Source organism: Thalassospira profundimaris, assembly GCF_003326755.1.
GTDB classification, from domain to species: Bacteria; Pseudomonadota; Alphaproteobacteria; order Rhodospirillales; family Thalassospiraceae; genus Thalassospira; species Thalassospira profundimaris_B.
Genome location: NZ_JPWH01000030.1, coordinates 22,850 through 42,947 on the forward strand (window position 1 = coordinate 22,850; position 20,098 = coordinate 42,947).

A 20,098-nucleotide genomic window follows, 5' to 3' on the forward strand; every position below is an offset into this window, starting at 1 on the left:
GGGCAGGCGCGTTAGTGGTGGGGGGGACAGGGCGGTGTGTGCTTCGGGCCGGGGATGTTCCTGGCTGGTAGGGCCGGTATGGGGTGCTCCGGGCGGACCGGTTTTGGGTTTGCAGGGTTGCCATGCGTGCAGGGCGGGTGAATTTGCAGGGCATTGAGCCGCTTTGGAGTTGACATTTGCGGGCTAAAACGGTAATTCACCCGTCTCTCGCAGCGGTCCGGTTTCAGTTTGCAGCGACACCGGGCTGCGCGTTTGCGTTTCCGAATTCTTTTTTCAGGAACTATTTAGATGTATGCAATCATCAAAACCGGTGGCAAGCAGTACAAGGTTGCCGCCAACGACGTTATCAAAGTCGAAAAGATCGCTGCCCAAGCTGGTGAAACCGTGACCCTGGATCAGGTTCTCATGGTTGCTGGCGACGGTGCGCCGAAGGTTGGTGCTCCGTTGGTCGCTGGTGCTTCTGTTAGTGCGGAAGTTCTGGAACAGGCCAAGGGCGACAAAGTGATCGTTTTCAAGAAAAAGCGCCGGCACAATTACCGTCGCAAAAATGGTCATCGCCAGAACCTGACCGTTCTGCGCATCACGGGCATCAACGCCTGATTTATCAGGTGGATGCAGTTTTAGGAGGGTTTCATGGCTCATAAAAAAGCTGGTGGTAGCTCCCGTAACGGTCGCGACTCCGAAGGTCGGCGCCTCGGCGTCAAGAAATTCGGTGGCCAGGCGGTTGTTGCAGGTAACATTCTCGTTCGTCAGCGCGGAACCAAGTTCCATGCCGGTGACAATGTTGGCGTTGCCAAAGACCACACTCTGTTTGCAACTGCTGGCGGCAGCGTCCAGTTCAAATCGGGTTTCAAGGGTCGCACCTTTGTAAGCGTCGTCCCGGCCGAGGCGTAAGCCTCCCGTTCCGGGCACAACGTGCCAAGAATTTGCAGGGGAGGAATGAGCAATCATTCCTCCCCTGTTTTATATGTTTCAGGCAAAATAATTTTTTGATGCCCAGGCGGGCATGACGGGGACCTATCCCCATCGAATGGATCCCAAAGGACGGGTTATGAAGTTTCTGGATGAAGCAAAGATTTATGTGCGAAGCGGTCGCGGCGGCGCCGGATCCGTCAGCTTCCGGCGGGAGAAGTTCGTGGAATATGGCGGCCCCGATGGCGGCGATGGCGGCCGGGGCGGCGATGTCATACTTGAGGCCGAAGAAAACCTCAATACCCTGATCGATTTTCGCTATCAGCAGCATTTCAAGGCTGAAATCGGCATGCACGGCATGGGCCGCAACCGCACCGGGCGTGCGGGGAAGTCGGTTATCATTAAGGTGCCGGTCGGAACGCAAGTGTTGCAGGAAGACCGCGAAACCCTGATTGTCGATATGATCGAACCCGGCCAGCAATATGTTCTGTGCCACGGTGGTGATGGCGGGCGGGGCAACACGCATTTCAAATCATCGACCAACCAGGCCCCGCGCCGGGCCGAAGAAGGCTGGCCGAATGAGGAAATGTGGGTTTGGCTGCGCTTAAAGCTGATTGCCGATGCCGGGCTGGTGGGCCTGCCCAATGCCGGTAAATCCACCTTCCTGGCCGCATCATCGGCCGCCCGGCCCAAAATTGCCGATTACCCGTTTACCACCCTGCATCCGCAATTGGGTGTGGTCAGTGTCGATGATGGCGAGTTCGTGCTGGCCGATATTCCCGGCCTGATCGAAGGTGCATCGGAAGGCAAGGGCATTGGCACACGCTTTTTGGGCCATATCGAACGCTGCGAGGTTTTGCTGCATCTGATCGATTGTGCCGATGAAGACCCGGTAGGTACTTATCGCACCGTGCGCGAAGAGCTTGATAACTATGCCGAAGAACTTATCGACAAACCTGAAGTGGTTGCCCTGTCCAAGGCCGATCAGCTTTTGCCGGAAATGGTCGAGGAACAGCGCCAGATTCTGGAAAAGGGCATTGGCAAGCAGGTATTTGTGGTATCGGGCGCGACCCAGCAGGGTGTGACCGAGATACATCGCAAATTGCGCGCGCATATTCTTGAAGAACGCCGCCGCCGGGCCGAAGAAAACCAGGATGATGAGGGGTTCCAGCCTTGAGCCTTGCCGATGCAAAACGCCTGATTGTCAAGGTTGGTTCGGCCCTGCTGGTGGATGAAACCACCGGCAAGCTGCGCCGCGCCTGGCTGGAGGCTCTGGCGGACGATATTGCCGCCCTGCGCGAACGCGGGACCGAGGTGATTATCGTCTCTAGCGGCGCGATTGCGATGGGGCGGCGTATCCTGGGCCTGGATCATCGCACCATCAGCCTGGCCGATAAACAGGCCGCCGCCGCAACCGGGCAGATTTCGCTGTCGCAAGTGTGGCAGGAGGCCCTGCATCGCAATGGTCTGGTCATGGCCCAGGTGCTGGTGACGCTGGAAGATATGGAAGCGCGTCGCCGGTATCTCAATGCGCGTGGTACGCTCAATGCGTTGCTGGCGCGGGGGGCGGTGCCGCTGATCAACGAGAATGACACGGTGGCAACGGCGGAAATCCGCTTTGGCGATAATGACCGGCTGGCGGCCAAGGTCGCACATATGATTTCGGCCGATATGCTGGTGCTGCTGTCTGACATTGACGGGCTTTATACCGCCGATCCGCGTAAAAACCCGGATGCCGAACTGATCCCCGAGGTGGGCGAACTGACCCCGGAAATTATGGGCATGGCTGGTGCCGCGCCCACCATGTATAGCTCCGGCGGGATGGTGACGAAACTTCAGGCCGCCGAAATTGCCATGAAGGCCGGGTGCCGCATGATGATTGCCCGGGGCACGATTTATCATCCGTTGAAAGCACAGCTTGAGGGTGGTTTGCATACCCTGTTTAAACCCTCCGAAACGCCGCTGGCGGCCCGGCGTCACTGGATTGCGACCTCGCTTTCGGCACGCGGTGCGATTGTGATTGATGGCGGGGCGGAACGCGCCCTTCGCGCCGGGAAAAACCTGCTGGCACCGGGTATTGTGTCCTTGCAGGGCAGCTTCAAGGCAGGCGATGCCGTGCGGGTTCTGTCGGCCGAGGGGGCAGAAATAGCACGCGGTATTTCATCCTATTCGGCCGAGGAAACCCGGCAATTGATGGGCCATAACAGCCACGATATTGAACCGATTTTGGGTTTTAGCCGGGGCAATGCCATCATCCATTCCGATGATCTGGTATTGGCCGGAGCGTAAAGCCGCCGGACGGCCAAAATGTCAAATGCCGCGCAAAAACCGGATTTGCGCGGCATTTTTGTTTTTGGTTTATTCGCCGCTTACCAGCGTTTGGGTGCTGGCGATGGTGGCAAAAATATCACCCAGCATGGTCAGTTCGGCCTGATGCAGTTTATCGGCGGCGATGAAGGATGCTGTACTGTCGGCCTGTTCCGCCCCGGCGATGGCGTTTGGCAGCGGCAGGTCGCGGGTGGCGGTGGCATCGCTGACCACGGTGACGCCATAGCCCAATTCATGCCCGGCCCGCGCGGTGGTGGAGACACATAAATGCGTCATGAAACCCGCCAGCACGATGTTTTTCCGTCCGGCCTTTTCCAGGCTTTCCTGAAGCCCGGTGCCGCCAAAGGAATTGGGCACGTTTTTGATATGGATGGCTTCGTCGTCCTGCGGGACGACTTCGGGCAGGATGGCAACAAAATCGCCGTTCGGGTCAAAAATAACGTCGCCGGGGCCACTGTGATGGACAATATGTACCACCAGCCCGCCCTTTGCCCGCCAGTGCGCCAGCAGAGAGGCGGCGTTTTCAAGCGCACCCTTGATACCGGGCAGGGGCAGTGCGCCGGAACGGTATTCTTCCTGGGCATCAATCAGGATCAGGGCGGCGTTTTCGGGGGTGCCGGGGGCCGGGTTGGCATTGGCAAGCGACAGCAATGTTTGTGCAGACATGGCATTTTTCCTTGTGATGAGATGGCATGATGTTAATCCTGCATCAATGCAGTTGGAATGCGCATATATGCGGCTATAATCTGCAAAAATGCAGAAAGGACGTGCCGTGAAAACACCGGACTGGGATGGGTTGCGCACCTTTGTCGTGCTGTGCCGCGCGGGTACTATGAGTGCTGCCGCCCGTGAGTTGGGCATTAACCAAACCACGGTCAGCCGCCGCCTGGCCCGGCTGGAGGAAGCGTTGGGCCATGACGTTCTCAACCGGGAGGACGGGCATTTAAGCCCGACAGTCCAGGGGCAGCACTTATTGGCAACGGCAGCGGCAATGGAACAAAACCTTGCGGCCTATCTCGACAGTTTACCGGTGCTGGCCGACGGAATAGATAAAACCGCGCCGTCGGGTGTGGTCCGCCTTTCGGCGGTGGATGCGATCCTGGATGGTTTGCTGGTGCCCGCCTTTGCCGATTTTCACCTGAATTATCCGGCGGTGCAACTGGACCTGACCGGCGAGAATCGCAATTTGAACATTGCCCAGCGCGAAACCGACATCGCCATCCGCCTCGCCTTGCCTGAAAGCGGGGTGTTTCGCAGCCGCCGTATTGGCTTCATGCGATTTGCCATTTATGCGCCGCGCATGGATATGGATGTGCAGCGTGCCAACTGGGTTGAACTGGCAGAAGGTTTGTCAGACAAACCCGAACAGCAATGGCTGCAATATGTTTTTGGGCCGCGCACCATCATTGGCCGGGCCAATCGCGCGACCCTGCTGGCGGGGATGGCGCAGGCGGGCGATGCGTGCTGTTTATTGCCGGTATGTATTGGCGATCGTGTCGCGGGGCTGCATCGGCTAACGCAATATGATGTAAGTGCCGGGCGCGAGGTGTGGTTGCTGGTGCATCAGGACATGGTGCATTTGCCCCATATCCGCGTGGTGATGGATTGGGTGGCGGACATTATGAAACAGTCCGGTGTTGTGTAAGGCAGGACTAGGAGGTAATGCCGGGCTGAAAGATATGATCCGCGCCGACAGACTGGCTTTGTACGACACGGGCATTGGGAATGTCGTTTTCAAGCGCGCGGCGGGTCGCGGTTTCGCTATCAAACCCGTGATCAAGCCAGCGTTGGATCAGGCGTTGTTCCAGCACGGCAACCGGCACGTCGAGAAACAGTTTGAGATCGAACAGAGGAGCCAATTGCTGCCACGGAGCCTGATTGAGCAGCAGGTAATTGCCTTCTACCAACACCAGCCGGTGACGCTGGCCAATGCAGCGGGCGGAGCCACGGGACAGTTCCAGCTTGCGATCAAAGACCGGGACAAAAACATCCTCGCCATCCTCGCGAATGGCGGCAAGGTAGCGGGCAAAGCCACCGACATCAAAGGTATGCGGGGCCCCCTTGCGGGCAAGGTCGCCCCGGTCACGCAGGATGGCATCATCGAAATGAAAACCATCCATCGGAAAAATGGCAACCCCGGCTTCATCACCCCCCAGATGGTGATGAAGCCGTTCGGACAGGGTTGACTTGCCCGAAGCAGGGGCGCCGGCAATTGCCACAATCATCCGGCTGTTCCCGGAACGACGGTTGGCAATAAGCGAAGCGATGTGATCAAGATCGATGGTCATTCTTTCCGGGGTCCGATCTTTATCTGGTCTTATGCCGCTTCCGGGGCTTCAAGTGCTCCGGTCATAAAGGCAACGGCATCGGACATGGAGTAATCATCGGGTTTGATGGTGCAAAGCCGTTTGCCCAGGCGGTGGATATGAATGCGGTCCGCCACCTCGAACACATGGGGCATATTGTGCGAAATCAGCACAATGGGCATCCCGCGCGAACGTACATCCTGGATCAGTTCCAAAACCCGGCGGCTTTCCTTGACGCCAAGGGCAGCCGTCGGTTCATCCATGATCACCACGCGCGAGCCAAAGGCCGCCGCACGGGCCACGGCCACCCCCTGGCGCTGTCCGCCCGACAGGGTTTCAACTGCCTGGTTGATGTTTTGGATGGTCATCAGGCCCAGCTCATTCAGCTTTTCCCGGGCGATGCGCTGCATTCCCGGATGATCCAGCATTTTCAGGAACTTGCCGGCAAAGCCGGGGCGGCGCAATTCGCGGCCCATGAACATGTTATCCGCAATCGATAGCGCCGGGGACAATGCCAGGGTCTGATAAACCGTTTCAATCCCGGCATCGCGCGCATCCATCGGCGATGAAAAACTGACCGGCTTGCCTTCGAGCAGGATTTCCCCTTCATCAAGGGTAATCGCGCCGGAAAGGGCCTTGATCAGCGAGGATTTCCCCGCGCCGTTATCGCCAATCACGGCCAGAATTTCACCGGGATAAAGGTCAAAATCGGCATGATCAAGGGCTGTTACCCGGCCATAACGTTTGACCAGCCCACGGCCTGACAGAACCGGTTGAGGGGTGTTTTGTGTGTTGGTCATGACGATACCTTTCTGATCCACTGGTCAATGGCAACGGCAATGATGGTCAGCCAGCCAATGGCAAACAGTTGCCAGAGCACATCCACGCCCACCATACGCAGGCCGGAATTGAAAACACCGACAATCAGCGCGCCAATCAGCGGCCCGGCAATCGAACCACGCCCACCAAACAGCGAAATACCGCCAATCACCACAGCGGTGATCGATTGCAAATTGGCTTCCTGGAAACTTTGCGGCGAGACGGAGCCCACACGGCCAATCGAGGCCCAGCCGCCAATCGCACAAACAAGACCGGCGAGAATATAAACCGAAATCAGGGTGCGGTTGGTGCGAATGCCCGAAAGTTCGGCCGATTCCTTGTCATCGCCCAGGGCATAAACATGGCGTCCCCAGGCGGTATGATTAAGCAGGAACCACAATACGGCAAAAATCGCCAGCATCAGGATGGAACCATAGGTGACACGCGCGCCACCAATGGCGATGCTTTCGCCAAAAAATTTCAAGAGCGGGGCGACTTCATCGAGCGTCTGGCTGCGAATGGATTGCGCGCCGGACAGCCACAGATTAAGGGCAAAGAAAATATTCCACGACCCCAGCGTGACAATGAAAGGCGGCAGTTTGATACGGGTGACAAGAAAACCGTTCATGCCGCCCGCCAGGGCCCCACAGCCAAAACCGATCAGAACGGCAAGCGGGCTTGGCACACCCAGGGATACGGCAAGCTGCCCCATGATCACCGAGATCAGCACCATGATGGCGCCGACCGAAAGGTCGATGCCCGCCGTCAGGATAACAAGGCTTTGGGCGGCAGCAAGAATACCGATCACCGATACCTGTTGCAGAATCAGCGACAGGTTAAAGGGCGAAAAAAACTTTGGCCCGGCAAGTGCGCCAAAAATGATAATCGACATAATCAGCACAATGACCGGAACCATTGTGGGATTGCCGTGAAGCAGGTGTTGGGCTGATTGCAGGAAAGTACGCTGTTTGGGGGCAAAAGAGGCGACATTGGTGTCGCTGCGCCCCAGCGTTTCTTCAAAATCCTGTTTTTTGCGTGGCGTACGGTTTTCGTCGCTCATCGCTTCCTCCGGGGTCCTGGTTGTGTGGCCCTGGTCAATAATACCGGGCAACACAGGTCATGATGCAGGGTTTTGCCTGTCTTGAAAGGCTACGGGACCGTTTGATATGGCAGGGATTGATTTATCGAGAACCGGGGCAATGCACCTGGTGCCCTTGCCCCGGTTTCGGGTTCGTCTGTTTGGCGGGATTAACCCCAGCAGCGGCTCATGCCTTCATCCACACCGATCGAGGGCACGCCTTCGGCCGGAGAATCGGTGACAAGGTTAACGCCGGTGTCATAGAAGTTCAGGCCTTTGGTATTTTCCGGCTTGGTGCCGTTATCGGCCCAGGCGCGGATGGCCTCGATGCCCTTATAGGCCATATCAACCGGATATTGCTGCGAGGTGGCACCAATGACACCGTCCTTGACGTTCAGGACGCCCGGGCAACCGCCATCAACCGATACAATCAGCACACCCTTTTCCATGTTAAAGGCTTTCAGGGCTTCATAGGCCCCGGCGGCGGCCGGTTCGTTGATGGTGTAAACAACATTGATGCCCGAATCACGCTGAAGCAGGTTTTCCATCGCCTTGCGGCCACCTTCTTCATTGCCGTTGGTCACATCGTGACCAACGATGCGTTTGTCGTCTTCGTCACCAATTTTGTTTTTGTCTTTGATGTCAACGCCAAAACCGTCAAGGAAACCCTGGTCGCGCAGAACGTCAACAGACGGGGCCGACGGGGTCAAGTCCAGCATGGCAATTTTGGCATCGGCGGCTTTGTCGCCCAGTTTGGCCTTGGCCCATTCGCCAATCAACTGGCCTGCCTTGAAATTGTCGGTAGCAAAGGTGGCATCGGCGGCGTCAATCGGCTCAAGCGGGGTATCAAGCGCAATGACAAGGATACCGGCATCGCGGGCCTTTTTCAGAACCGGAACAATGGCCTTGGTGTCCGATGCCGTGATCAGAATACCCTTCGCCCCCGATGCAATGCAGGATTCAACCGCCTGAACCTGGGTTTCATGGTCGCCATCAATTTTACCGGCATAGGTCGAAAGGTCGATATTCATCGCCAGCGAAGCAGCGGTGGCCCCTTCCTTCATTTTAACAAAGAACGGGTTGATATCGGTTTTGGTGATAAGGCAGGCACCGATTTCGTCGGCTTTGGCCTGATGGGGGGCGATGGTGGCAATGGAAAGGGCAAGCGCACCAAGGGTGGCGCCAAGAAGTGCTTTCTTCATCTATATTTCCTCCCAGGGAGTTCCCTGATAACTGGCAATTTGTCAATTTTTGTCCTGGATACATCCGGCGCAGCTTTTCTTCGCAGCCTTTACCGGCGTCCGTCGCATATACACCACACGAAATTGATGAAGCTGTCAATTAATAAATCCATTTGATTTATTAATTAAAATTGTTGATGCTGGCGGGCACAACAAATAAGGCCAATGTGCCGTTCGGGAGGACTTAATAATGTCTGAACATATTGATCCGGTTGAGGAAATGCCGGGTGCATCCTCTATGTCGGTCGGGGCACATGCAGGCGGCGGTGCGAATCAGGTGCGGGTCCGGGCCTATAATGAACGGCTGTTATTGTCGCTTGTGCGTCGCACGGCAGGACTTTCCAAGGCCGATATTGCCCGGATTTCGGGCCTGTCGGCGCAAACGGCGTCGGTGATTATCCGGGCACTGGAAAAAGACGGACTGTTGATGCGGGGCGAACCGGTACGCGGGCGGGTGGGCAAACCTTCGGTGCCAATGGCGCTTAATCCCGACGGGGTTTATTCGCTGGGTCTTAAAATTGGCCGTCGCAGTGCCGAACTGGTGTTAATGGATTTTGTCGGCAATGTGCGCGACAGCAATATTGAAACCTATAAATACCCGACACCCGAAAATATTCGCCGTTTCGTGCGCGAGGCAACCAACCATTTGACGGCCCCTTTAACACCGTCACAGCGTTCGCGTATCGCCGGGCTGGGCATTGCCCTGCCGTTTGAATTGTGGAACTGGGTTGATGAAATGGGCGCGCCGGAACAGGACATGGCCGCCTGGAAGAATATCGATTTGGCGGAGGAAATTGGCGAAATCGTTCCTTTTCCGGTTTTCATCCAGAATGATGCGACGGCGGCCTGCGGGGCAGAGCTTGTTTTTGGGCAGGGGGCCAATTACGACGATTTTGCCTATTTCTTCATTGGGTCCTTCATCGGCGGTGGTGTTGTTCTTAATCAGGCGGTATATGCCGGGCGCACGGGTAATGCGGGCGCCTTTGGCTCGATGCCGGTGGTGGATGACCAGGGGAAACCCTCGCAATTGATTGATCAGGCCAGCCTTTTTGCCCTGGAAAAAATGCTTGAGGAATCGGGTTTTGAACCGATTCGCTTATGGCGCGATCCTCAAAGCTGGGACGAAATAACCCCGCATCTGGATTGCTGGATTGCGCAGGCTGCACGCAGCCTTGCCCTGGCGATCACGTCGGTCTGTTCCGTGATTGATTTTGAAACCGTGATCGTTGATGGCGGTTTCCCGACATTTGTTCGCGACCGGATTGTCGCTGAAATTGTGAAAGAGTTTGGCGGGCTCGACCTGCAGGGCATTGCCATGCCCCGTGTTCAGCCCGGCGCGGTTGGTCGTGGGGCACGCGCCATCGGTGCCGCCAGTCTGCCCCTGTTTTCGCGCTACCTGCTTGATCAGAATGTCCTGTTCAAGCAGGTGGACTCCTGAGGGGCGACCGCCACCCTTGCAAAGGTCCAAACCGCTTTGGGGTACGATAGGGGCCTTGATAAGAGGGGTCAGAAATTGTCTTTGCGATGGCGGATTTCGGTAAAAACAATTGCCGCTGGTGCACCGGACATGCCCAGCGCCTGGCCGAGTGCGGGAACATCCGCCCGAAGAAACGGGTTGGTATCGATTTCTTCGCCAATCGTGGAGGGGATGGTGGGACGCCCGGCCTTGCGCAGGGTTTCAATCGCGCTGGCCCGGGCCTGAAGGGCGGCGTTTTCCGGTTCGATGGTCAGCGAGAAACGGGCATTGGTCAGGGTATATTCATGGCCGCAATAAACCCGTGTATCGACAGGCAGAGTGCGGAATTTGACCAGCGAATGCCACATCTGTTCCGCTGTGCCCTCAAACAGGCGTCCACAGCCCAGCGCAAACAGGCTGTCACCGGAAAACAGGGCGGAAATGGCCGGAAAATAAAACGCGATATGACCGGCGGTGTGACCCGGTACATCGTAAATGCGGGCTTCAAGATCGCCGACCTTAACCATATCCCCCTCGGCAACGGTTTCATCGAGATTGCCAATTTTGGTGGCCTCTGCCGCCGGGCCAATGATTTTTGCCCCGAACTTTTCCTTGAGTTCAGCGTTTCCACCCACATGGTCATTGTGATGATGGGTGTTTAATATGATATCAAGCGACCAGCCACGTTTTGAAAGTTCTTCCATCACCGGTGCGCTATCGCCCGGATCAATCACGGCGGTAACGCCGCTATTGGGGCAGCGCAGCAGATAAATATAATTGTCCGAACGGTTCGGGATCAGGATGATGTCGTCTGCTGGCATATTTGGCCTCGCTTGTTTGGGATATGCCAAAGCCTAACAGGCTGGCGCGGGGGAAACAATTGTGCTGCAATTTGTTTCGCCCTTCCGTCCGACAATGATAGGGTTTGACCATGCGTCAGGATGTTGTTGATTTACACCGCTTTTATGCGACAAGCCTGGGTCAGGCGGCCCGGCGGCTTATTCGCCGCCGGCTGCGACTGATGTGGTCGGATGTCCGGGGAATGCGGGTGCTTGGGTTTGGCTATGCCACCCCCTATTTGCGCCCGTTTCTGGGCGAGGCGGAACGCGTGATGGCGTTTATGCCCGCCCCGCAGGGATGCGTGCATTGGCCCGCAGGAGAATCCAACCGCGTTGCCCTGACCGAAGAAACCATGTTGCCGCTGCCCGATAGTTCGGTAGATCGCATTTTGCTGGTGCATTTGATCGAACATTCCGATTCGCAACGCCGCCTGATGCGCGAATGCTGGCGGGTGCTTACGCCCAATGGCCGCATTGTGGTGCTGACGCCCAACCGAAGCTCGCTTTGGAGCTGGTCGGAAAACACGCCGTTCGGCTTTGGGCATCCCTACAGTGTCAGCCAGCTTCAGAATCTGATGCGTGAAAACATGTTCCTGCCCGTGCAACACAGCCGGGCGCTGTTTTTGCCGCCCACGCGCAACCGCTTTTTGCTGCGCTGGTCCCAGGGCATCGAAAATGTGGGGTCGCGCCTGTTCAAGGCCTTTGCCGGGGTCAGCATTGTCGAGGCCGGCAAGCAGCTTTATGCCAGCACCGGCACCCCGCAGCACAAACGCAAGCTGGTGCATATTCCTGTTACGGTGCCGCCGATGCGCCCGGTGGATGGCAATCATGTTGGCACCCGTTCCCATGCGCAGGATGAACTGGAAGGGCGTGTAACATCCCGTGCGGCACCGCCAGGGGAAAAGACAGCGCAAATCGCACCGCCCGAAAAGGTCGATTGTGCGTGATTTTCACGCTATATCCGTGTTTTCCCTGACACGCCAAGGTTTTGTTTTCCCAGACAAAAAATGCCCGTTTCCCATCGTTTTCAAGGTGATTTCAGTACTTTTCATCGGCCCTGTTCCAGGTTCATCGCCTTACAGTTGTGCATGGCTCTGTCTCGCCCATAGCAATGGTACCCGATGCGTTTTGCTGTTAGAGCACGTCGCGTTTAATCTGCACCATTTTGTTTGTTTTTGGCGAACCGTTTGGCAAGGCACGGCGTGCAGAGCGATGCGGCGCATCGTTCAAACGGTGTAACGCCGCGAAACGTCGCCAAAAACAAATCCTTCGGGCCGAGACAGTCTTCCGCCCCACTGCGTCAGGATCCTTGACCGTAGCCCCGCTACGCTCTGCGGATCTTTCCTTGTGCGACAGAAGACTGTCTCCGGCAAAATGGTGCAGATTAAACCCGACGTGCTCTCGTTGGTGCTACCCTTTCCTGTAAATCGCCCTTATGTGAAGCGGACATTGTTATGTCGATGCGCCCTGCATTTGTCTTTTTCCTGGTTTTCTGTGTGCTGACAGCATTTGGCGGGGCTGTTTTTGCGCAATCCGTGGTGCAAAAACGCAATGCACCCCAGCATGTTGTTCTGTATGGCGAGGAAAATAATCCGCCCTACGCCTATTTGCAGGGCAATGTCATGATGGGGATTTATTCCGATATCCTGCGTCGGGCCGCCTTGCAGATGCCGCAATATGACATTGAATTTTCGCCGGTACCGTTCAAGCGCGGCATTGACTTGCTCAAGCGCGGCAAGATCATGGGGTTTTATCCCCCTTATCTGAAACCAGCACGCGACTGGGTGGAACGGTATTCGGTTCCGGTCGTAACCCAAACACCTGTTGTGCTGTGTACCGATGACTTTGCCCGCTATCGCACATTGTTAAACTATCCTTATGATTATATTGGCGCGCGGTTTGGCAACACGTCGGGTTATAAAATGGCGGGTCAGGCGCTTTTTGATATGGCAAAACGGCATGAAGTGACTCTTGAGGAAGCGCATACGACGGAAATCAATTTGCGCCGCCTGCTTGCCGGGCGCATTGATTGTTATGTCAATGATCGCCGGGCGATTGATGTTGCCTTGCGCGCGATTGGCCCGGCTTCCGATGAAGGCTATTATCATCTCAGGGAAACCGCCCTGTTGGGATCGCATCAGGGCGGCATTGCCTATGGCCCCGATGATGCGGGAAAGTGGCCTTTTCGCGACGATTTTGCCAATGCGCTGGATGACGTGTTACGCAAGATGCACGCAAATGGCGAAATTGATGCGATATTGAAAGGGTACATGATGTAGGCGTTTTGCCGCATTTCTGTGCTGCTTGTGTTTGGCCGCCAGAGCGCCCCTGTGTGGCAATACTGCGTTTAGCGACGGCTGACAGCCAGGGCAACACCAAAGCTGACAAAAACACCCCCGGCAATACGATCAAACCATTTTCGGGCAGAGCCCAGCAAAAAACTCTTGCTGCGGGCTGCCAGCAGCGAATAGCCCATGATCCCGGAAAAAGACAGGACCATAAAGGTGCCATCAAGAACCGCGAATTGCGTCAATAGCGGCGCATTCGGAGCCAGGAACATCGGGAACAGGGCGGTGAAAAAGGCAATGGCCTTGGGATTGCTCGCAGAAACAACGAAACCGCGCAGATAGATGCGCATATAACCGGGATGGGCCATTGCCGGGTTGGCAGAGACAGTGACCGCCCCCTTGCCGGTTGCCCGCCACATTTTGAGCCCCAGCCAGATCAGATAGGCCGCACCGGCAAAACGGACGATATCAAATAAAATGGCCGATGCCATGATCATCGCGCCCAGTCCCATCGCCGAGAGGGCGCCCATCAGGCCGGTCGCGGTAACGCAGCCCAGGGCACCAATCATCGCAGTTATGGTGTTGTGGCGAACGGTATTGGTGATCGCCAGCATCACGGCCGGGCCAGGCGTTAAAACGGCAATCAGGACCGCGATGATATACAGGCCATATTGGTCAAGCGACATAAAACACTCTGTAAATTGGGTCGGTGTAAATTGGGCCAGATGGGGCACTGGTTGAGGCGGTGAAGACGGGCATGGTCGCGCATGAATTTGTTATGGCAACGGGCATGAAAATTGACGGCATCTTTTGTCGGTCTTTTGATTATGACAATATCTTTTTGAAAGAAAACAAAAAAGGCCGCCAGCATGAAGCCAGCGGCCTTTGATTTTCAAGGTATCAGGATCGACTTAATGTTCGATCTTGGCCCAGATTTTACGCTTCACGGCATACAGCATTGCTGTCAGCACGATCAGGAACAGCAGAACCTTCATACCCATTGCCTTGCGGGCTTCCAGTTCCGGCTCGGCAATCCAGTTCAGGAATGCGGTAACGTCAAGAACTTCCTGGTCAACTGTGGCCTCTGTGCCGTCAGTATATTCGACGTCGTTACCATAAAGGGGCGGGGGCATCGAAATTTGATGGCTGGGGAAGTAATGGTTGTAGTATTTCCCGTCTGCCATTTCGACACCGGCCGGTGCCTCTTCTTCATAGCCGGTCAGCAGGGCATGGATGTAATCCGGGCCATGCGGGCGGGCTTTTGCCATCAGCGACAGATCGGGTGGTGTTGCCCCGCCATTGGCAGCGGCGGCTGCCTTGTCGTTTGCAAAAGGATGCGGGAAGTGGTCAGACGGTTTTGCCGTACGGGTGAACATTTCACCATCGTCATTGGGGCCGTCCTGGACTTCGTATTCCGCGGCAATCGCCTTGATCTGGTCTTCGTTAAAGCCAATACCTTCCAGATTGCGGAAAGCAAGGTAACGCATGCTGTGGCAGGTTGCACAGACCGTTTTGAACACCTGGAAACCGCGCTGCAATTGTGCACGGTCATAGGTGCCAAACAGGCCCTGCCAGCTCCATTCCATTGCGGGCGGCACTACGCCTTCCGCAGCCTTTGACGATGTGTTGGCAAAAGCGGTCAGCGCGAAAGCAGCAGCAATTGCGGTGAGAGCAAATTTACGCATTTGCACCTCCCTTGAGAACAGATTCGCTGATGCTGGCCGGAAGCGGTTTGGGCCGTTCCATTTTGCCAACCACAGGCATGACGACAAGGAAATGCAGGAAATAATACAGGGTTGCCAACTGGCCAACCGTAATCACCTGCAAGCCATGCAGCCCCATGAACGGATCCGACGGGGCCTTTGCACCACAATAGCCCAGTACAAAGCAGTCAATGATCAGCACGACAAAGAACCATTTGTAAACCGGACGGAAACGCGAGCTGCGCACCTTGGAGGTATCGAGCCAGGGAATGACAAACAGCACGATAATGGCCGCGAACATCGCCAGCACGCCCAGCAGTTTTGCCGGCATACCAAGGAATTCAAAGTCGATCGAACGCAGGATCGCGTAGAATGGCAGGAAATACCATTCCGGAACGATATGGGCCGGCGTCGATAACGGGTTGGCCATAATGTAGTTGTCCGGCTCGCCAAAGAAGTTCGGCGCGAAGAACACGAAATAGAGATAGATGATCAAAAACACACCCATCCCGAACAGATCCTTGATCGTGTAGTAAGGATGGAACGGAATGCTGTCCTGCGGCGTTTTGATTTCAACCCCGGTCGGGTTGTTCGAGCGCACGGTATGCAGTGCCCAGACATGGAGGACAACAAGGCCCAGAATGACAAAAGGCAGCAGATAGTGCAGGGAGAAGAACCGGTTCAGCGTCGGGTTGCCAACCGAGAAACCGCCCCAAAGCCACGTCACCAGCGGATCGCCAATAACCGGGAAGGCCGAGAACAGGTTGGTAATCACCGTTGCCCCCCAGAATGACATCTGGCCCCAGGGCAGAACATAGCCCATGAATGCCGTTGCCATCATGGCAAGCAGGATCAGGATGCCGATCCACCACAGAACTTCACGCGGGGCCTTGTATGACCCGTAATAAAGACCACGGAAAATGTGAATATAGACAGCGATGAAAAACATCGATGCGCCATTCATATGCAAATAGCGGATCAGCCAGCCATAATTCACGTCACGCATGATGCGTTCGACGGAATCAAATGCCATATCGGCATGTGGCGTGTAGTTCATCACCAGGAAAATCCCGGTAAGGATCATCGTCACCAGAACCAGACCGGCCAGGGAACCGAAGTTCCACATATAGGACAGGTTTTTCGGTGTCGGATATTCGTAAGCGGAATGGTGCAGCATCGAAAAAACCGGAAGGCGGTCATCGACCCATTTTACCACTTTGTTATTCCATACAGGCGCGCTCATCTTACACTCCCTTAGCCGATCTTGACCGACGTGTCGGTGAGGAAGGTATAGGTCGGCACAACAAGGTTCCTTGGTGCCGGACCCTTGCGGATGCGGCCTGAACTGTCATAGTGCGACCCGTGACACGGGCAATACCAGCCGTCAAAGTCACCGCGGGGTTCCCCGGTTGCGGTGCCCATTGGAATGCAGCCCAGATGGGTGCAAACGCCGACGACGATCAGCCATTCTTTTTTCTTCACACGGGCATCGTCGGTCTCGGGATCGACCAGCTGGTTCAATGCCACGTCTTCTGCTTCTTTGATTTCGCGTTCCGTGCGGTGCCGGATAAAAACCGGTTTGCCGCGCCACATGACCTTGATGGCCTGTCCGACAGGAATGTTTGACAGGTTCACTTCGACCGAGGCCAGTGCCAGAACGTCCTTGGACGGGTTCATGCTGTCCACGAACGGCCACAGTGCCATGCCGGTGCCGACAACACCGACCGCTGTGGTCGCAAGGGTCAGGAAATCCCTGCGGTTCTCGTCCGGGTTCTCCCCGGATGATTGCGCCGTTTGCGACATGATGTATTCCTCTTTCTGCCCCCAAAACAGGCATGCGGAATGCCTGAATTCATCGCCGGGATCATTGACTTACTTCAATTCGAAAAAAGTTTTCTTCTCCCGCGCCCTTCAGGCCTGAATCGAATTTCGTATACTAACAATAACGGCCTTTGTTAAGGAGAAGTTGGCGGGAAAGGTGTGCATTAATAAACGCTGTGGTTTTGGAAGCACTCTAAAAACCTTACGTCAAACAAGGCTTTTGCTGGCACTGGTACCCCTGCGCGATACCCGCTATAACAAACTCCCTAATTAAAGACCCGGTCCCAGAAGCGGGAAACTCCTGTAACGCTATGAAACTTTTGGTAACATTTTTTACGGCATTTTCACACAAAATTGCGCGAGTCTGTTGATCCATCATGAGAATTTGTTTGTTCGAGCCCGATATTCCGCAGAATACCGGGACAATTTTGCGTATGGCGGCTTGTCTGGGTGTCGGGGTTGATATTATCGAACCCTGTGGTTTCCTTTTGACATCGGCCAGCCTGAAGCGTGCCGGGATGGATTATCTTGAAGCGGCAAATTATCAGCGTCATGCGGACTGGCAGACTTTTCAGGACGCGCGCGCGGCGGGCGATCTGCCGGGTCGGCTGGTGCTGATGACGACCAAGGGGGCGGTGCCCTATTGCGATTTTAATTATCGCGCCGATGATATTTTGATGCTGGGGGCAGAAAGCCGGGGTGTGCCTGACCAGGTGCATGAATCGGTTGATGCACGGGTGGTTATTCCGTTGCGTCCGGGCATGCGATCCTTGAATGTGGCAATGGCGGCGGCTATGACCGTCGGTGAAGCCCTGCGTCAGACCAACAGTTTTCCGGGAACCCCTGAATGAGTGATGAAACAGCCCGCCAGACCGAAGCGCGTCAAAAACAGGCCGCTGACTGGTTTAAATCCCTGCGAGACCAGATTTGTGAACGTTTTGAACAGCTTGAAGATGCCTGCACCGGCCCGTTATCGGACCGCCCTGCTGGCCGGTTTGAGCGCACCCGCTGGGATCGCGGCGAAAACCAGGGCGGGGGTGAAATGTCGGTCATGCGCGGCCGGGTTTTTGAAAAGGTGGGTGTTAATATTTCCACCGTTTACGGCGAATTTTCCGAAAAATTCCGCAAGGAAATACCGGGGGCCGATGAAAACCCCAATTTCTGGGCGGCAGGCATTTCGCTGGTGGCCCATCCCTGTTCACCGCTGGTACCCGCCGTGCATATGAATACCCGCCATATCGTGACATCCAAGGCATGGTTTGGCGGCGGGGCGGATTTAACCCCCGTTTTTCCCGACGATACCGATACCGCCGATTTTCACGAGGCCTTCAAAGCCGCCTGTGACGCGCATGGCGAGGATTATTACGATCGGTTTAAAAAATGGTGCGACGACTATTTCTGGCTGCCGCATCGCAATGAACCGCGCGGCGTTGGTGGTATTTTTTACGATTATCTGGAAGATGACTGGGAGGCTGACTTCGCCTTTACCCAGGATGTCGGCAAGGCGTTTCTTGACGTATATCCCACCCTGGTGGAGCGCCATTACAACGATGACTGGACGATGGACCAGCGCGAGGCGCAACTGGTCAAACGCGGCCGGTATGTTGAGTTTAACCTCCTGCATGACCGGGGCACGCGCTTTGGTTTGATGACGGGTGGCAATACCGAAGCCATCCTGATGTCCCTGCCGCCAATGGCGAACTGGCCCTAGGCTGTGGGCATGTTGATCACCTGACAGGATGCCAAAAGGCCTGTGTGATGCAGGCCTTTTGTGCGTCTGATACGCGGGTGTGTTTTGTTACCATGCAGGCGGGCTTGCGCCCAAAAGCCCGGCGGGCAGGGACCAGCGCATCGGGATCCCTTCAATGTCAAGCGGTGGTCGCAATCGCTGCACATTTCCGCTGCCGGATGGTTCGGTGGCCTGCATGTAATCGTTATCTGCAAGCCCGGCGAAGGGTGGAGATGATACGACGTCCGGACTTGCGGGGGGATGTTGGCACAGCAATGCGGCGACCCGGGCCAGCGACGTGCGGTAGCATGTGCCGTGTCCGTTTTTGTGGCGCTTGATCAGGCCACGAATGGCGCAGGTCGCCAGGATATACCCCGCCGCATGATCCAGCGCCTGTACCGGCAAGGGTGTGGGTTTATCCGATTGGTACCTTTTCATGCCGTGATCGGCGATGCCGCTGCTCATTTGCACCAAACTGTCAAAGCCGCGCCGAAACCGCCACGGTCCGGACCAGCCATAGGCATTCAGGGCCACATCAATCAAACCGGGATTAAGGGCGCGGCGGGCCGCGTCCCCCAGACCGAGACGTTCCAGCGCGTCGGCGCGATAGCCATGCACGAGAATATCGGCCTCGGCCAGGAGGGCGCGAAAGGTCTTGCGATCGTGATCGTTACGCAAATCAAGCCGCGCACAGCGTTTGCCCAGGGTCACGTCGGGCAATATCGTCGGTTCATCCCAGCCGGGCGGATCGATGCGCAACACATCGGCGCCAAAACCTGCCAGAAACCGGGTGCCAACCGGCCCGGCGAGAATGCGGGTTAGATCCAGCACCTTTATCCCCGCAAGCGGACGGTCAATCGTGCCGGTAAAGGGGGAATTTGCGTTTTTGTGGGGTTCCGAAGCGGGAAGCGGATGTGTTTCCACATGCACCAGCGGTTCGCTGGCAACGGCCTGACCCTGGGGATGCTGTTGCCATGCCGTGATGGAACGCATGGCAGCAGCACAGCCCCCTTTTTCGACAATCGCGGTTTCCAGCGCATTGATCGGCCAGTTTTTGACGGTCGCGGCAACGGTTTGCCGGGTGGCATCATCCGGTGCGATCCCCAGCACGGCAAGGGCGGCCTGTCGATGATGCGGGGCATTGGTATGCAGCCTGATCCAGCCATCCTGCCCGTGATAATCTCCGGCAATCGCATCCCACTTGGGTGCGGGGGCCCAGCCAACCGGTCGATAGCTTGTTGAAAACCAGGCCGAGGCCAGCCGTCGGTCAACGCTCACCGCAGGGACCGGGACGTTATGCCCGCCCGGATCACCAATTAGCGCCGAAAGCTCCGCGATTGCCAGCCCGGCACAGGCGACCGAAGACGCCGCAAGGTCACTTACCGCAAAGACCGAAGGCAGCGCGCCAGACCCGGTTTGTGAGATGGCGATGGTCATGGCCGGATCACCGCCGGCGGCGGTCCAGATTTCGCGCACAAATTCATTGAACGGCACCGGAGCATCCGGCTTTCCACCGGAAGAGAACGGGCTGTTGGAAGACGGGGCGTTGGCACCAGTCATGGCGGCCTCCTTGGCGGT

At 56.3% G+C, this 20,098-nt stretch carries 21 protein-coding genes; 10 read left to right on the forward strand and 11 right to left on the reverse strand.

Going from position 1 to position 20,098, the window contains the following annotated elements; translation table 11 throughout:
- Positions 1 to 288: 288 nt before the first annotated feature.
- From rplU to proB, 4 genes are all read left to right on the forward strand, one after another.
- Positions 289 to 600, forward strand: a complete 312-nt coding sequence (rplU, locus tag TH25_RS21965; RefSeq protein ID WP_114090418.1) for a 50S ribosomal protein L21 — start codon at positions 289 to 291, stop codon at positions 598 to 600.
- Positions 601 to 633: 33 nt separating this feature from the next.
- Positions 634 to 894, forward strand: coding sequence for a 50S ribosomal protein L27 (gene rpmA / locus TH25_RS21970; RefSeq protein WP_073955689.1), 261 nt, complete (start codon positions 634 to 636; stop codon positions 892 to 894).
- 157 nt (positions 895 to 1,051) lie between these two features.
- On the forward strand, positions 1,052 to 2,089 hold the full coding sequence (gene obgE, locus TH25_RS21975) for a GTPase ObgE (RefSeq protein ID WP_114090419.1): 1,038 nt from the start codon (positions 1,052 to 1,054) through the stop codon (positions 2,087 to 2,089).
- Positions 2,086 to 3,201, forward strand: coding sequence for a glutamate 5-kinase (proB, locus tag TH25_RS21980; RefSeq protein ID WP_114090420.1), 1,116 nt, complete (start codon positions 2,086 to 2,088; stop codon positions 3,199 to 3,201). Before obgE ends, proB begins: the two co-directional genes overlap by 4 nt.
- A 69-nt stretch (positions 3,202 to 3,270) precedes the next feature.
- Here the strand turns inward: proB and TH25_RS21985 are convergent, their stop codons facing one another.
- Positions 3,271 to 3,906 (reverse strand): cysteine hydrolase family protein, encoded by a 636-nt coding sequence (locus TH25_RS21985; protein ID WP_114090421.1) that lies wholly within the window; start codon positions 3,904 to 3,906, stop codon positions 3,271 to 3,273.
- A 106-nt stretch (positions 3,907 to 4,012) separates the two neighbouring features.
- On the opposite strand from TH25_RS21985, the gene TH25_RS21990 reads away from it, so the two are divergent.
- Positions 4,013 to 4,885 (forward strand): LysR family transcriptional regulator, encoded by an 873-nt coding sequence (locus tag TH25_RS21990; RefSeq protein ID WP_258549267.1) that lies wholly within the window; start codon positions 4,013 to 4,015, stop codon positions 4,883 to 4,885.
- A gap of 7 nt (positions 4,886 to 4,892) precedes the next feature.
- Here TH25_RS21990 and TH25_RS21995 read toward each other — a convergent pair whose 3' ends face one another.
- The 4 genes from TH25_RS21995 to TH25_RS22010 all read right to left on the reverse strand — a co-directional run bounded on the left by TH25_RS21995 (position 4,893) and on the right by TH25_RS22010 (position 8,645).
- Positions 4,893 to 5,528 carry a nucleoside triphosphate hydrolase gene (locus TH25_RS21995; RefSeq protein WP_114090423.1) on the reverse strand — a complete coding sequence of 212 codons (636 nt, stop codon included), beginning with the start codon at positions 5,526 to 5,528 and terminating at the stop codon, positions 4,893 to 4,895.
- A gap of 29 nt (positions 5,529 to 5,557) precedes the next feature.
- Complete coding sequence (locus TH25_RS22000; RefSeq protein WP_114090424.1) at positions 5,558 to 6,346, reverse strand: ATP-binding cassette domain-containing protein; 789 nt, start codon at positions 6,344 to 6,346, stop codon at positions 5,558 to 5,560.
- Positions 6,343 to 7,425 (reverse strand): ABC transporter permease, encoded by a 1,083-nt coding sequence (locus TH25_RS22005; RefSeq protein WP_114090425.1) that lies wholly within the window; start codon positions 7,423 to 7,425, stop codon positions 6,343 to 6,345. The genes TH25_RS22000 and TH25_RS22005 overlap by 4 nt, the downstream gene beginning before the upstream one ends.
- Positions 7,426 to 7,613: 188 nt before the next feature.
- Positions 7,614 to 8,645 (reverse strand): sugar ABC transporter substrate-binding protein, encoded by a 1,032-nt coding sequence (locus TH25_RS22010; protein WP_114090426.1) that lies wholly within the window; start codon positions 8,643 to 8,645, stop codon positions 7,614 to 7,616.
- 229 nt (positions 8,646 to 8,874) lie between these two features.
- On the opposite strand from TH25_RS22010, the gene TH25_RS22015 reads away from it, so the two are divergent.
- Positions 8,875 to 10,122 carry an ROK family transcriptional regulator gene (locus tag TH25_RS22015; RefSeq protein WP_114090427.1) on the forward strand — a complete coding sequence of 416 codons (1,248 nt, stop codon included), beginning with the start codon at positions 8,875 to 8,877 and terminating at the stop codon, positions 10,120 to 10,122.
- A 68-nt stretch (positions 10,123 to 10,190) separates the two neighbouring features.
- Here the strand turns inward: TH25_RS22015 and gloB are convergent, their stop codons facing one another.
- Positions 10,191 to 10,961: a hydroxyacylglutathione hydrolase gene (gloB, locus tag TH25_RS22020; protein WP_114090428.1), complete on the reverse strand. Its 771-nt coding sequence runs from the start codon at positions 10,959 to 10,961 to the stop codon at positions 10,191 to 10,193.
- A 110-nt stretch (positions 10,962 to 11,071) separates the two neighbouring features.
- Between gloB and TH25_RS22025 the strand changes: the two genes are divergently transcribed.
- Together TH25_RS22025 and TH25_RS22030 are read left to right on the forward strand one after the other, a co-directional pair.
- A complete protein-coding gene (locus TH25_RS22025) occupies positions 11,072 to 11,926 on the forward strand; it encodes a class I SAM-dependent methyltransferase (RefSeq protein WP_258549268.1) in 855 nt (284 codons plus the stop codon).
- A 507-nt stretch (positions 11,927 to 12,433) separates the two neighbouring features.
- Positions 12,434 to 13,258 carry a substrate-binding periplasmic protein gene (locus TH25_RS22030; RefSeq protein WP_114090429.1) on the forward strand — a complete coding sequence of 275 codons (825 nt, stop codon included), beginning with the start codon at positions 12,434 to 12,436 and terminating at the stop codon, positions 13,256 to 13,258.
- 68 nt (positions 13,259 to 13,326) lie between these two features.
- On the opposite strand, the gene TH25_RS22035 is transcribed toward TH25_RS22030, so the two are convergent.
- From TH25_RS22035 to petA, 4 genes are all read right to left on the reverse strand, one after another.
- Positions 13,327 to 13,953: a LysE family translocator gene (locus TH25_RS22035; protein ID WP_114090430.1), complete on the reverse strand. Its 627-nt coding sequence runs from the start codon at positions 13,951 to 13,953 to the stop codon at positions 13,327 to 13,329.
- A gap of 225 nt (positions 13,954 to 14,178) precedes the next feature.
- A complete protein-coding gene (locus tag TH25_RS22040) occupies positions 14,179 to 14,952 on the reverse strand; it encodes a cytochrome c1 (RefSeq protein WP_114090431.1) in 774 nt (257 codons plus the stop codon).
- Positions 14,945 to 16,213, reverse strand: a complete 1,269-nt coding sequence (locus tag TH25_RS22045; protein ID WP_114090432.1) for a cytochrome b — start codon at positions 16,211 to 16,213, stop codon at positions 14,945 to 14,947. The genes TH25_RS22040 and TH25_RS22045 overlap by 8 nt, the downstream gene beginning before the upstream one ends.
- 11 nt (positions 16,214 to 16,224) lie before the next feature.
- Complete coding sequence (gene petA, locus TH25_RS22050) at positions 16,225 to 16,773, reverse strand: ubiquinol-cytochrome c reductase iron-sulfur subunit (RefSeq protein WP_114090433.1); 549 nt, start codon at positions 16,771 to 16,773, stop codon at positions 16,225 to 16,227.
- 395 nt (positions 16,774 to 17,168) lie between these two features.
- Between petA and TH25_RS22055 the strand changes: the two genes are divergently transcribed.
- A complete protein-coding gene (locus tag TH25_RS22055; protein ID WP_114090434.1) occupies positions 17,169 to 17,642 on the forward strand; it encodes a tRNA (cytidine(34)-2'-O)-methyltransferase in 474 nt (157 codons plus the stop codon).
- Positions 17,639 to 18,502, forward strand: coding sequence for an oxygen-dependent coproporphyrinogen oxidase (hemF, locus tag TH25_RS22060; RefSeq protein ID WP_114090435.1), 864 nt, complete (start codon positions 17,639 to 17,641; stop codon positions 18,500 to 18,502). The genes TH25_RS22055 and hemF overlap by 4 nt, the downstream gene beginning before the upstream one ends.
- A gap of 87 nt (positions 18,503 to 18,589) precedes the next feature.
- Here hemF and TH25_RS22065 read toward each other — a convergent pair whose 3' ends face one another.
- Positions 18,590 to 20,080, reverse strand: coding sequence for a CoA transferase (locus tag TH25_RS22065; protein WP_258549269.1), 1,491 nt, complete (start codon positions 20,078 to 20,080; stop codon positions 18,590 to 18,592).
- Positions 20,081 to 20,098 lie beyond the last annotated feature (18 nt).